The following is a 13,970-nucleotide window of genomic DNA, read 5'->3' on the forward strand; positions in this document are numbered from 1 at the left end:
AAAAAGAAACGAATGCGTAGGAAAAACACATTCGTTTCGAAGAATTTATGTTACTCTTCCGGATTAGTCGTAATATCTTCTTTGAAATACTTTTCACTAATTTTTTTCAGAGTTCCATCTTCCCTAAGTTTTTCTAATGCTTCATTTATTTTTTTCAGTAATTCTTCATTATCTTTTGCAACCGCAATCGCTTGCTCACTTAAGCCGAGAATATCTTTCCCTTCAATATCTACACCGTTTCCGATTGCTTCTTTCCCTGTTAGGAAGTCTGTGATTACTGCATCATGTTTCCCAATCGACAATGCTTCCAATGCAGTAACATCACTGTCATATTGAATGACATTGTTAGTGACCTCTTGTGCCGTTTTTGCGTATGTTGATCCTTTTGAAACAGCGATTTCCAAATCTTTCAGATCATCTAGGCTTTGAACATTACTATCCGGTCTTACAAATATTTGGGGACCTGAATAATAATAAGGCGTTGAGAAATTAACTTGCTCTTTACGTTCATCTGTTATCGTATGGCTTGCCACTGCAGCATCAAAACGGCCTGTTTTTACCCCTTCTACAATACTATTAAATTTAAACCTTTTTTGAGTAGGTTCTAAGCCTAGCTCCTCAGCAATTGCCTCTGCTACGTCGATATCGAAGCCTGTCATAATTCCGTCCCCATCTGTAACACTAAATGGATTGTATTCTCCAGATGAAGCAAATGTAAACTTACCATCCTCAACTAATTTCATCCCACCTGACGATGATGTTTTACTACCACAAGCACCCATAACACCGACAATCATCAACAACACTATAATAGCAGCGAGTCTCTTCTTCACCGTTCTTACTTCCCCCTTTTTATTCCTACTAAAAATTCATGACGAAATTCGCTAGTAGAGAATACCTAATATTCCTTATATCTTATTAGTCCAACCACTTACATATAACCTAATCGGTAAAATCACCCTTGAATCTCCTCGTTTCTTCATATTGGCTTAAGAATCGCTAAGCCTTGTTTTTTCTTACTGAAAAAAAAACAGTTGAGCAAATTGCCTCAACTGTTTTCGTCGTTCATATAAGATTGTAAGACGGTCCAAGCTTCCTCTTTTCCTAAGCCAGTTTCTGAAGAGAATTTAATAAGATGGTCTCCCGGCTCAATCTCTAGAGTTTCGCGGACAACCTTTACATGTTTATCCCATTTTCCTTTTGGAATTTTATCTGCTTTTGTTGCAATTACGACAACTGGTAGTTCATAATGTTTTGCAAAATCATACATTAGTACATCATCGTTTGTTGGAGGGTGACGTAAATCAACAATTAAAACAACTGCTTTAAGTTGTTCTCGTGTTGTTAAATACGTTTCAATCATTTTCCCCCATGCTTCTCTTTCTTTTTTTGATACCTTGGCATACCCATAACCTGGAACATCCACAAAATACAATAATTCATTGATAATGAAAAAGTTCAAGGTTTGCGTTTTACCAGGCTTTGACGACGTTCGGGCTAATGCTTTACGATTTATCATTTTATTAATAAATGATGACTTTCCAACATTCGAACGGCCTGCCAGTGCAAATTCAGGCAAATCTCCTTCTGGGTATTGTTCTGGTTTTACGGCACTTATCACAATATCTGCACTTGTTACTTTCATAATCTCTCCTTAAGTTAACGCATGTTTTAAGACTTCATCTAAATGAGAAACAGGAACAAATTCCACATCTTCTCTTACACTTTCAGGAATATCTTCTAGGTCTTTCTCATTTTCTTTTGGGAACAAAATTTTCGTTAATCCTGCACGATGGGCACTTAGTGATTTTTCCTTTAAGCCACCAATTGGTAGGACACGTCCTCTTAATGTAATCTCTCCTGTCATTCCAACTTCCTTACGAACCGCTCTTCCAGTAAGAGCAGAGATAAGTGCAGTTGCAATTGTAATTCCTGCTGATGGTCCATCCTTTGGAACCGCGCCTTCAGGAACGTGGATATGAATATCATTTTTCTCATAAAAATCTGGGTCGATTTTTAATTCTTCCGCCTTTGATCGAATATAGCTAAATGCTGCTTGAGCAGATTCTTTCATTACATCTCCTAGCTTACCTGTAAGGACAAGCTTTCCTTTACCAGGTGCTAGGGAAACTTCGATTGATAGGGTGTCCCCCCCGAATACGGTATATGCAAGTCCAGTAGCAACCCCAATTTGATCTTCAATTTCCGCTTGACCATAGCGGAATATAGGTTTTCCTAAAAATTCAATAACATTTTTATCAGTTATGACAACTCGTTTCTTTTCACCGGAAACGATAATTTTAGCAACTTTACGACAGATTTTCGCAATTTGACGTTCAAGTCCACGGACACCCGCTTCTCTTGTGTAATGACGAATAACACTTAAAAGAGCATCCTCACGCATTTGTAACTTACCTTTCGTTAAACCATGCTCTTCAAGCTGCTTCGGCAATAAATGATCTTTGGCGATATTGACCTTTTCAAGCTCAGTATAACCAGCGATTGTGATGATTTCCATCCGATCACGAAGCGGTCCAGGAATGGTTGCTAAATTATTAGCCGTGGCAATGAACATAACCTTTGATAAATCATAAGGTTCCTCAATAAAATGATCACTAAAATTGGAATTTTGCTCGGGATCCAATACTTCGAGCATCGCTGCTGATGGATCCCCTCTAAAATCACTCGACATTTTATCAATTTCATCTAATAAAAAGACTGGATTGATGGTACCGGCTTTTTTCATTCCTTGGATAATACGTCCTGGCATCGCACCTACATATGTTCTGCGGTGTCCTCTAATTTCTGATTCATCTCGAACGCCTCCAAGTGAAATTCGCACAAAATTTCGTCCTAGGGATTTTGCTACTGATTTTGCCAATGACGTTTTTCCAACTCCTGGAGGCCCAGCTAAACATAATATTGGCCCCTTTAGAGAGTTTGTTAATTGTTGAACTGCTAAATATTCAAGCACTCTTTCTTTAACCTTCTCAAGGCCAAAATGGTCCTTTTCAAGTATTTCTTCCGCACGATGAATATCAAGCCGATCTTCTGTTGCATTCGTCCATGGTAAGGATAATAACCATTCAATATAGTTTCGAATAACTGCACTTTCTGCAGATGTTTGCGGGATTTTTTCGTAGCGGTCAAGCTCTTTTAACGCCACATCCTTCACATGTTCTGGCATCCCCGCATTTTCAATTTTTTCTTTGAGGGTTGTTACTTCACCTGCTTTGCCCTCTTTTTCCCCTAATTCCTTTTGAATAGCCTTCATTTGTTCGCGTAGATAGTATTCCTTTTGGGTTCTTTCCATAGAACGCTTAACACGCTGGCCTATTTTCTTTTCGAGGCTTAGCACTTCTTTTTCATTATTAATAATTGTAATAACTTTGTTCATTCTAACGCGAACATCGATTGTTTCGAGAATTTCTTGTTTTTCTTTTAGTTTAAGAGGAATGTGCGAAGCAATGATGTCCGCCATTCTACCCGGTTCCTCAATATCTGTAACGGATGTATATGTTTCAGCCGATATTTTCTTAGAAAGCTTTATGTATTGTTCGAAAGACTCAAGCATCATACGCATGAGTGCCTCTGTCTCAACATCCTTTGTTTCGTCTTCTTCAAATGTTTTTACTTTCACTGAAAAGTAGGTATCGTTATCATAAATATCTTTTATCTCCGCACGATGAAGACCCTCAACTAATACACGTATTGTTCCGTTTGGAAGTTTAAGCATTTGCTTAACTTGCGTTAATGTTCCTATAGTATAAATATCATCCTCTGTAGGATCGTCAATCGCCACATCTTTTTGGGTTGTTAAAAAAATGATATGGTCTTCTACCATTGCTTTTTCCAATGCTTGCACTGACTTGTCACGACCAACATCCAAATGCAAAACCATTGTTGGATATACGAGCAATCCACGAAGCGGTAAAAGAGGAACAATGATTTCTTTTTTTCTTGTCATTGTCAAACACCTCAAAATTTGAATAAATATAGTTCTTAAATGTAAATTTTATCTTATTTAAAAGCTAGTGTCTATTTTAGTGGATTTTTCTTTTAGAAAAATAAAAATAAAAAAGACTCCGACGCTCTTTTTTAGTATGTCGAAGTCTTTCTATTTTAAACTGACTAGGTGTTAAACAGATTCTGTTTTAGAAAAGTTCGCTTGCGCCGGAATGATTGATTGCTTGGATTGCTTTTGTCGTTCCGGTGTTTCAATAGCGATTTCAAATACTTCTTCTAAATTTGTCACTGGAATTATTTCAATCCCCTCAATTTCTTTTAAAATTGATTGCATATTCTCTTTTGGGATGATGACCTTCCTTGCTCCGGCTTGCTTAGCTGCTTTTATCTTCGGAACAACTCCACCAATTGGTTTTACATTTCCATGAATGCTAATTTCCCCTGTCATAGCAACTTGATGATCAACAGGGAATTTATGAATCGCGGAATAAATTCCTGTGGCCATCGCAATTCCAGCAGACGGGCCATCAATTGGAATTCCACCAGGAAAGTTAACATGAATATCATAATCATGAGCCGGTACACCCATTGAACGTAGTACCGTAATAACATTTTCAATAGATCCTTTGGCCATACTTTTTCTTCGAACTGACTTTCCTCGGTCCCCAATGCTTTCTTCTTCAACGATACCAGTAATATTAATTGTTCCTTTATCTTTAGCAGGGATTACGGTTACTTCGATTTCTAACAGCGCTCCGGTGTTCGGTCCATATACCGCTAAACCATTAACAAGACCTACTCTTGCACTTGGATATATTTTTTTATCATGACGCGGTGTTAACTGACTAGAATGAAGTACCCATTCGATATCTTCATCCTTTATAAACTCACGTTCCTCTGAAATAGCAATTCCCGCAGCAATTTGAACCATATTCACTACTTCACGACCATTTCGGGCGTAGGAAGCGAGTGTAGCAACCCCTTTTTCTGTCGCTTCCATTTTAACCTTCTCAAGCGCTTTTCTAGTCACTATTGCTAATTCGTCTTGATCTAAGTCACGGAAAAATACTTCAAGGCAGCGCGAACGAATTGCTGGAGGTATTTCATTAGGCGTACGTGTTGTTGCACCAACCATTCGAAAATCAGCTGGTAATCCATTTTTGAAAATATCATGTATATGTGTAGGAATTTGTGTGTTTTCTTCGCTGTAATAAGCACTTTCAAGAAATACCTTACGATCTTCCAACACCTTAAGCATTTTGTTCATTTGAATTGGATGAAGCTCCCCAATTTCATCAATAAATAATACACCTCCATGAGCATGTGTTACTGCACCAGGCTTTGGCTGTGGAATACCCGCTTGCCCCATTGCACCTGCACCTTGATAAATCGGATCATGAACAGAACCAATTAAAGGGTCCGCAATTCCTCGCTCATCAAACCTTGCAGTGGTAGCATCTAATTCAACAAAAACAGCCGACTGCTTAAATGGAGATTTTGGATTACGTTTTGCTTCTTCCATCACAAGTCGTGCTGCTGCAGTTTTACCTACTCCGGGCGGTCCATAAATAATGACATGCTGAGGATTTGGTCCACAAAGTGCTGCCTTTAAGGACTTAATTCCATCCTCTTGGCCAACGATATCTGAAAAACTAGTTGGTCGTACACGCTCAGCTAGAGGTTCTGTTAAGGAAATGGACCTCATTTTACGGAGTTGTTCCATTTCTTTTCTTGATTCTTTATCTATAGATACCTTTTGGGTTCGCTGATTTTTAAGGAGATTCCAAAAATAAAGCCCAATGATGACTCCAAAGAATAGCTGTACGAATAAAACAATACCTGTCCAACTCATATTATTCCTCCTGCTCGCAAAGATAGACTACTATCTGCTATTATCCCCTGAGTAAAGGCGGAATAAACCATTTTTGACGGATTTTTGAATAGCTATTTCGTAATATTTGTTCCTTAAACATAGACAATACTTATCAGTTAAGACCCAAATTCATACAAATCCAATAAATTTATCTAGTAATTTTGAACTATTTAAAAAATACTGATTATCTGTAAGATTGATATTGTGGATACAAAAGGAGTGAAATTATGAAGAAAAAGTGGATACTGACTTTTATTCTTGTATCTGTTTTTATTGCCGGTGGTTGTTCAGAAAATAAAACGAAGCCACTCGATCGTACACAAGAACAAGAGGTCAATAAAGAGGAATCTGATATAGTCAAAGACATACATACTGAAACAATAGCTCAGGTTGATGAAAAGAATTCTGAAAATCTACTCGTTGAAAAGGAAATGGAACAAATTAAGAATATTACCATCCCTGACTCTTTAGAGGGTTTTCAGGAACAATCAGCTGGGGTTTTCACTTTAGATATTCCATTCGAGGAAGAAACAAAGCAGGTGTGGGGAGAATTTGGTCTAGGTGATTATGAAGATGAACTGACGAGTAAACTTGAAGCGTTCACTTCCGAAACAAAAGATCCAACCGATATGTTAAAAGCCCTGCATTATTATCTTGGTAGCAATGCATTTAATCGTTCAATTTCTGAAATAAAAGATTTTGGAGTTTCTTGGTATGAGCCATATCTTCCAGAACCGGAAGATATGCAAAATGAGGTAGTAGAAAAAGCTTCGCTCCCAAGTGAAGTTTATATTTTACTTGATGCAAGTGGAAGTATGTATGGAAAAGTTCAGGGTATGCAAAAAATGGCCATTGCAAAGAAAGCGGCAAGTCGATTTGCTTCAACAGTAGGAAATGAAAAAGAAATTTCACTAGTCGTCTATGGACATACTGGCTCAAATCAGGAAAAAGATAAACAGCTTTCTTGTTCAAAAATTGAAGATGTCTACCCCCTCCAAAAATTCAATCCAGAGGCTTTTTCAGACGCAGTAAATAAGGTCCAAGCAAAGGGCTGGACACCACTTGCGAGTGCCATTGATTTCGTACATAAAAAAACAAAAACCTCGTCCAATAATGTGACATTATACATTATTAGTGATGGAATCGAAACTTGTGGAGGAGACCCTGTCGCAACCGCAAAAGCATTTGCTAATCAGCATTCAAATGGAGCCGTTAATATAATAGGATTTGATGTGGATGCAGAAAGTGAAAATCAGCTTAAAGCAGTTGCAAGTGCTGGAAATGGGGAATATATCTCTGCCAATACAATTGAAGAGCTTGATAATTCAATTACCAATAAATGGGTGCCGTCTTTTCAAGAGATAATGAGTAAATCCAATTCTCTTTTAAAGCATTGGGGCCAAATGAATGATGCAATGAGAGACAGAGAAAAACTAGCAAGTAATTTTTACTATGCGGCAACCAATGAAAGAAGTCGATTCATTTCTGCTATGCAAATTATGCGTACTGAAAACATGATTACTCCAGAGACATATGATGTTTTACTACAGGCAGTTGATGAAAAATGGAATCTGAGTGCACAACTAAAAAATGAGTTAAGTACTGATAACAGAGAAAAAACAGAGGCTGAACGTCAGCAAATTATACAAAAAGTGGAAGACTGGACAAAACGAATGAATGAAATACGAAATTCTCAATAATAAAAAAATCCCGAGATTCCTCGGGATTTTTTTATGCAGAGATTTCTGTATTCTCAACAACAGTTCCATCATCCAAAAGCAACTTTGGAGATGTATTTTTTAATACGGTTTCCGCAGTAATAATACATTTTTTAATATCATCTCTTGATGGGAGATCAAACATAACATCAAGCATGATTCCCTCAATGATAGAACGCAAACCACGCGCTCCTGTTTTACGCTCAATTGCTTTTTTCGCGATTTCTATTAGTGCATCATCTTCGAAATCTAATTCAACCTCATCTAATTCAAGCATTTTTTGATATTGTTTCACTAGGGCATTTTTCGGTTTCGTTAAAATTTCGACTAAAGCACCTTCATCAAGCGGCTCAAGGCTCGCAATGACTGGAAGACGACCAATAAATTCAGGAATTAAACCAAATTTCAACAAATCTTCTGGTAAGGATTTTGAAAGTAAGGATTTTTGATCTAATTCTTCTTCTACGATGTTAGAACCAAATCCAATTACTTTTTTACCAAGACGACGCTTAATAATTTGTTCGATTCCATCAAATGCACCGCCACAAATAAATAAAATATTTGTAGTGTCAATTTGGATAAATTCTTGATGTGGATGCTTTCTTCCACCTTGTGGAGGAACACTTGCAACTGTTCCTTCAAGTATTTTTAAAAGTGCTTGTTGTACACCTTCACCAGAAACATCTCGTGTGATAGAAGGGTTTTCTGATTTACGCGCAACTTTATCTATTTCATCAATATAAATGATTCCTTTTTCAGCTTTCTCTACATCATAATCAGCAGCTTGGATTAGTTTTAAAAGAATGTTTTCTACGTCTTCTCCAACATATCCAGCCTCTGTTAATGATGTAGCATCTGCAATCGCAAATGGAACATTTAATATACGGGCCAAAGTTTGTGCAAGTAATGTTTTACCACTACCAGTAGGCCCAATCATACAAATATTACTTTTTGATAATTCAACATCATCAATTTTACTGTTTGAATTAATACGCTTATAGTGGTTATAAACAGCAACAGCTAACGATTTTTTAGCTGCATCTTGACCAATCACATATTCATCTAGAATTTCTCTAATCTCTTTTGGCTTAGGTACATCTTTAAATTCAACTTCTTCTTCTGTACCTAGTTCTTCTTCAACGATTTCTGTACAAAGTTCAATACATTCATCGCATATATAAACGCCAGGTCCTGCAACTAACTTGCGGACTTGATCTTGCGTTTTACCGCAAAAAGAACACTTAAGTTGCCCTTTTTCATCATTAAATTTAAACATCTTGTCACCCCTTATTGTTTCTTCTCTCTACAATACGCCTACCTTCTATTTTCATAGGCAGTATTGTTTGAACTCCGGCCCCATTACCGTCAGTTCTAATTTCTGTTATGTATTGCACATTGTACCATATTTCTTCTTAAGATTGGTAATAATAACTCTTTCGCTCATTATGTAAATAAATTTTGGCCGTAAAACCCCTAGTGAGATGTGTGCTGTTAACCCTCCTTTTTAAGTGTTCCCATATTCGCTAGAATAAAACTACTACCAAATGCTTATTGTATGTACTACTTCCAAGTTTTGGGTATAAAACAAGGCACGATCATATCGCGCCTTGATATTCCCTTATTTATTATTATGCAACACTTTTGCTATTTTCTACAAGAAAATCGATTGCTTTTCTTATTTTTAAATCTTCACTAATTCCATCTACGCCACCAAGCATTTGCTTAAGTTCTTCAACAGAAACTCCGTACATGCCTGACATGCTTTCAAGTTCTGCATTGATTTCTTCTTCAGAAACTTCGATGTTTTCAGCTTTTGCAATTGCTTCTAATGTTAAGTTAACACGAACACGCTTGCCAGCATCTTCTTTCATTTGTTCACGTAAGGCATTTTCATCTTGACCTGAGAATTGGAAGTAAAGGTCAAGGTTCATACCTTGCATTTGTAAACGTTGTTCGAATTCACGAAGCATGCGATCTAATTCAGTATTTATCATAGCCTCTGGAATATCGATTTCAGCATTTTCAGTTGCTTTTTCAATTAATGTATCTTTAAGGCTATTTTCAGCATCACTCTTTTTAGACTCTTCTAAACGAGTTCTTGTTTTAGCTTTTAATTCGTCTAAAGTTTCAACTTCATCATCTACATCTTTTGCAAACTCATCATCTAATTCAGGAAGTTCTTTTGCCTTGATTTCATGAACTTTTACTTTAAATGTTGCTGGCTTGCCTGCTAAGTTTTCAGCATGGTACTCTTCTGGGAATGAAACTTCTACATCTTTTTCAGCTCCTGCAGCAACACCAACTAATTGCTCTTCGAAGCCAGGAATGAATGATCCTGAACCAATTTCTAGTGAATAGTTTTCAGCTTTTCCACCTTCGAATGCTTCTCCATCAACGAAACCTTCGAAATCAATGACAACAGTGTCGCCATTTTCTATAGTACCTTCTTCTTTAACAACAAGTTCTGCATTGCGCTCTTGTAATTGCTTGATTTCTGCATCAACTTCTTCGTCAGAGACAGTTTCATCAAGTTTTTCAACTTCTAAGCCTTTGTATTGACCAAGTTTAACTTCTGGCTTAACAGTTACTTTTGCAGTAAAGATAAGGTTTTTACCCTTTTCAATTTGCTCAACGTCAACTTCTGGACGATCAACTGGATCAATTCCAGTTTCTTTGATTGCATTTTCATATGCATCTGGAAGAATAATATCTAATGCATCTTGGTATAATGATTCAACACCAAAACGCTTTTCGAACATTCCACGAGGCATTTTTCCTTTACGGAATCCAGGTACGTTTACTTGCTTAACTACCTTTTTAAATGCATCGTCAAGTCCTTTATTAAATGTTTCTGCGTCAACCTCTACAGTTAAAACGCCTTGGTTTCCTTCTAATTTTTCCCACTTTGCGGACATAATAATTTCCCTCCAACTATCTATTTACTAACTATTTTTTCCGATATGTAAATTTGAAAACTATTACCATTTGTCGGTAACCTAGCATTTTACAACCATTACATTATAACATAGAATAGGCACCTTTCAACATATAGAATATTTTTATATTGTTAGAAAGTTTAACCAATAAATCAAGATTATAAAATCTTCATTTTATTTTATTCAATAAATAAAAATCGCTCTACTTTCTCTAGTTTATCAAGAGTGTGTTTTATTTCAAATAAACTTACACCATAGATTTGCTCAAGTTTTCGATTCTCAATTTCCAATCCATGAAGTTCTGCACTATATAAATGAAGGGTTGCAGCATACATGGTTGGGTCCTCCTCTTCCAATGTGAACGGATATAGTACAAATAGAAACTGAAGCCAAATCTCTTTTGCTGTTTCAAAAAGAGTAGGATTATCATTTTGTAATTGTTCCTCTAAAATCGACAGAACCTGATTTGTAAATGGAGACATCGATGGATCTACTAGTTCCCGGGGGTTAACCTTGATTTTTTCTTCAAACTTCTCCACCTCTATCTCGGAGTCCACCTGATTCAAAACAAGCAGCTGCAAAATGATTGTTTTTACTACAGGATGTTTATCGTTCATCGCTAAAAATGGAACAAGAATATCAAGATATTTCCGTATATTTAGCTCCTTCAAGGACTGAACAACGGCTATTTGGTTTCCAATCATTTCTCCATCATATAAAACATTTTGTAGCTGTTCGGTCATATGCTCATTCGAATCTTCAGGTTCAATTTCTACCTCATCTACTTTAAGCATTCTTTTACTCAGCTCTAATAGCTGAGCTAGGCTGTCTACATACTCCGGGGGAACTGAATTATCATCTAGGACTGCCTCAATCGTTGTTTTTACTTCATCATATTGTCCAAGCTGGATGAGGATAGTCACATAAATTTGCAATACATGAAAATAATCCCCAACATCTTCCCTTAACATGAATAAACAATTTTCTTTAGCTTCCTCTAATTCCCCTAATTCAAAGAGACAGATTACAATCCCAAGCTCTATTTCATGGTTGCCTCTTTCAAGTTCCTGAGCTTGTGTTAATAATGTAAGAGCTTCTTTAAATTTCTTGTTAGTTAATGCATCAAGACCTTTTTCAATTAATCTTTCTTTCAGTTTAGGAAAAGGAACTACCTTATCCATTTTTTTATTTTTAGACTGTTTTTCCATAGAGTTTTCCAACCCCAAATCCGTTTTTCTACTTGAGCTATAAGTGTATCAATGAAAAAAAGAGAAAACAATAGGGGGAGGGTCAGTAAGTAATAAAAAAAGAGAGACAAAGTCCTAATAAGACTTTGTCTACAATTTTAGTTCGCAGTTTTCAGTTCATATTCTTTAATTTGTTGCTCATAGGAAAGTGTTTTATCTATCTCATCCCAGCCATTGATAAGCATTTCCTTCCAATGGGAATCAATTGAAAACTCTGTTTTGAATCCTTTTGAATCGACAATTGTTTGTTCCTCTAATGAAATCGTGCATTGATAATCTGAATCATTTGCTTCCTCTAATAGATACTCAATGACACTCTTTTCTAAAACGATAGGAAGCATCCCATTCTTTAAGCAGTTATTAAAGAAAATATCTGCAAATGAAGGAGCTAGAATTGCTTTAAATCCATAGTCTTGTAATGCCCATGGAGCATGCTCCCGTGAAGAGCCGCATCCAAAGTTTTCGTTAGCGACAAGAATTGTCGCACCTTCATTTTCTTTCCGGTTTAATTCAAAATTTGGGTTTGGAGTTCCGTCAGCTTCAAAGCGCCAATCGAAAAAGGCATATTTTCCAAACCCAGTTCTTTCAATACTCTTTAAAAACTGCTTTGGGATGATTTGGTCTGTATCGACATTATTTCGGTCCATCCCTGCAACTTTACCTTGATGTGTGATAAATGGTTCCATGTTTATGCCTCCTCCCCAGCTGCTACTTTTTGTATTTTGCGAACATCTACGAATTTTCCATAAATCGCAGCTGCTGCTGCCATTGCAGGACTCACCAAGTGTGTACGAGCTCCCTTACCTTGTCTTCCCTCGAAATTACGGTTAGATGTAGAAGCACATCTTTCACCAGCGGGTACTACATCAGGATTCATACTTAAGCACATACTGCACCCAGCATCGCGCCATTCAAAGCCAGCTTCACGGAAGACATCAGCCAGTCCTTCTTTTTCTGCTTGCTGTTTTACTTGTTGAGAGCCCGGAACTACTAAAGCACGTACTTTAGGAGATACCTTTTGACCACGAATAATTTGTGCTGCTTCTCGTAAGTCACCAATCCGTGAATTTGTACAAGACCCTATGAAGACATGCTGAATCTCAATCTCGTTAATTGGTGTACCTGGAGCAAGATCCATATATTCATAGGCACGTTGTGCAGATTTTTTGTCGACTTCAGTTTTAAAATCCTCTGGATAAGGAACGGTATCATCAATTGTTACACTCATAGAAGGGTTTGTTCCCCATGTTACAGTCGGTAAAATTTCATCTGCATGAATTTCTAAAACTTTATCAAAAGCGGCACCTTCATCTGTTACAAGTGCTTTCCATCTTTCAACAGCAGCATCGAATTCAGCTCCTGATGGACTGTGCTTTCTTCCTTTTAAGTAAGAGAAAGTCGTTTCATCTGGGCTAATTAAACCAGCTTTAGCTCCACCTTCAATAGACATATTACAAATGGTCATTCTTTCTTCCATTGACATGTCGCGAATTGATTCACCGGTATATTCAATAACATGTCCTGTCCCAAAGCCGATACCGAACTTGCGAATAATCGATAAAATAACATCCTTTGCATAAACACCAGGTGATAGAGTACCAACAACTTTTACCTGCATTGTCTTTGGTTTCTGTTGCCATAATGTTTGAGTTGCTAGAACATGTTCTACTTCACTTGTCCCAATTCCAAATGCTAACGCCCCGAAAGCACCGTGTGTAGAGGTGTGACTATCACCACATACGATTGTTTTTCCTGGTTGTGTTAATCCAAGTTCTGGTCCAATTACGTGAACAATCCCTTGTTCAGGGCTATAAAGATCGGCTAAAGGAACATTAAATTCCTTACAGTTTTTCTCCAATGCACTCATCTGTTTTGCCGCAATTTCATCCTTTGTTTGGAAACGATCACTTGTAGTAGGGACATTATGATCCATTGTTGCGAAAGTTAAATCAGGTCTTCTTACTTTTCTATTCTTTAAACGTAACCCTTCAAAGGCTTGCGGAGAAGTTACTTCATGGACAAGGTGTAGGTCAATATATAGTAGATTTGGTTTCCCCTCTTCATGATTGATAACGTGTTGATCCCATATTTTTTCAATAATTGTTTTCGGTGCCATTCGTACCTTCATCCTCCTTTTTCACTTTTTTTAGAAAAGATAAGCTCGGCATTTACCGAGCTATCTGAGTGTGTCTTGTTATGCATTTGATTATGCATAACAAGACATAATATT

10 protein-coding genes are annotated in these 13,970 nt (G+C 37.0%); 1 reads left to right on the forward strand and 9 read right to left on the reverse strand.

From position 1 onward, the window contains the following. Window positions 1-50: 50 nt before the first annotated feature. The 4 genes from BTHG_RS18965 to lonB form a co-directional block, all read right to left on the reverse strand. Entirely contained in the window at window positions 51-833 is a 783-nt protein-coding gene (locus BTHG_RS18965; RefSeq protein WP_010678320.1) for a transporter substrate-binding domain-containing protein, read from the reverse strand. Window positions 834-1,048: 215 nt separating this feature from the next. Then, entirely contained in the window at window positions 1,049-1,645 is a 597-nt protein-coding gene (gene yihA / locus BTHG_RS18970) for a ribosome biogenesis GTP-binding protein YihA/YsxC (protein WP_010678321.1), read from the reverse strand. 9 nt (window positions 1,646-1,654) lie between these two features. Continuing rightward, a complete protein-coding gene (gene lon, locus BTHG_RS18975; protein WP_010678322.1) occupies window positions 1,655-3,967 on the reverse strand; it encodes an endopeptidase La in 2,313 nt (770 codons plus the stop codon). Window positions 3,968-4,138: 171 nt separating this feature from the next. After that, a complete protein-coding gene (gene lonB, locus BTHG_RS18980; RefSeq protein ID WP_010678323.1) occupies window positions 4,139-5,818 on the reverse strand; it encodes an ATP-dependent protease LonB in 1,680 nt (559 codons plus the stop codon). A 248-nt stretch (window positions 5,819-6,066) separates the two neighbouring features. On the opposite strand from lonB, the gene BTHG_RS26000 reads away from it, so the two are divergent. Then, window positions 6,067-7,539: a VWA domain-containing protein gene (locus BTHG_RS26000; protein WP_010678324.1), complete on the forward strand. Its 1,473-nt coding sequence runs from the start codon at window positions 6,067-6,069 to the stop codon at window positions 7,537-7,539. 31 nt (window positions 7,540-7,570) lie between these two features. On the opposite strand, the gene clpX is transcribed toward BTHG_RS26000, so the two are convergent. The 5 genes from clpX to leuC form a co-directional block, all read right to left on the reverse strand. Beyond that, on the reverse strand, window positions 7,571-8,833 hold the full coding sequence (gene clpX, locus BTHG_RS18990) for an ATP-dependent protease ATP-binding subunit ClpX (protein ID WP_010678325.1): 1,263 nt from the start codon (window positions 8,831-8,833) through the stop codon (window positions 7,571-7,573). Window positions 8,834-9,185: 352 nt separating this feature from the next. Further along, complete coding sequence (tig, locus tag BTHG_RS18995) at window positions 9,186-10,472, reverse strand: trigger factor (protein WP_010678326.1); 1,287 nt, start codon at window positions 10,470-10,472, stop codon at window positions 9,186-9,188. Window positions 10,473-10,672: 200 nt separating this feature from the next. After that, complete coding sequence (locus BTHG_RS19000) at window positions 10,673-11,701, reverse strand: tetratricopeptide repeat protein (protein ID WP_010678327.1); 1,029 nt, start codon at window positions 11,699-11,701, stop codon at window positions 10,673-10,675. Between the two features lie 137 nt (window positions 11,702-11,838). Then, window positions 11,839-12,426, reverse strand: coding sequence for a 3-isopropylmalate dehydratase small subunit (gene leuD, locus BTHG_RS19005; RefSeq protein WP_010678328.1), 588 nt, complete (start codon window positions 12,424-12,426; stop codon window positions 11,839-11,841). A gap of 2 nt (window positions 12,427-12,428) precedes the next feature. After that, complete coding sequence (leuC, locus tag BTHG_RS19010; protein WP_010678329.1) at window positions 12,429-13,856, reverse strand: 3-isopropylmalate dehydratase large subunit; 1,428 nt, start codon at window positions 13,854-13,856, stop codon at window positions 12,429-12,431. Between the last annotated feature and the right edge of the window lie 114 nt (window positions 13,857-13,970).

The organism is Bacillus timonensis (assembly GCF_000285535.1).
GTDB lineage: Bacteria > Bacillota > Bacilli > Bacillales > Bacillaceae_L > Ferdinandcohnia > Ferdinandcohnia timonensis.

Coding starts and splice junctions, on each gene's coding strand:
- BTHG_RS26000 (WP_010678324.1), top strand. CDS start 6,067: ATGAAGAAAAAGTGGATACTGACTTTTATTCTTGTATCTGTTTTTATT.
- yihA (WP_010678321.1), bottom strand. CDS start 1,645: ATGAAAGTAACAAGTGCAGATATTGTGATAAGTGCCGTAAAACCAGAA.
- clpX (WP_010678325.1), bottom strand. CDS start 8,833: ATGTTTAAATTTAATGATGAAAAAGGGCAACTTAAGTGTTCTTTTTGC.
- BTHG_RS19000 (WP_010678327.1), bottom strand. CDS start 11,701: ATGGAAAAACAGTCTAAAAATAAAAAAATGGATAAGGTAGTTCCTTTT.
- lon (WP_010678322.1), bottom strand. CDS start 3,967: ATGACAAGAAAAAAAGAAATCATTGTTCCTCTTTTACCGCTTCGTGGA.
- tig (WP_010678326.1), bottom strand. CDS start 10,472: ATGTCCGCAAAGTGGGAAAAATTAGAAGGAAACCAAGGCGTTTTAACT.
- lonB (WP_010678323.1), bottom strand. CDS start 5,818: ATGAGTTGGACAGGTATTGTTTTATTCGTACAGCTATTCTTTGGAGTC.
- leuD (WP_010678328.1), bottom strand. CDS start 12,426: ATGGAACCATTTATCACACATCAAGGTAAAGTTGCAGGGATGGACCGA.
- leuC (WP_010678329.1), bottom strand. CDS start 13,856: ATGGCACCGAAAACAATTATTGAAAAAATATGGGATCAACACGTTATC.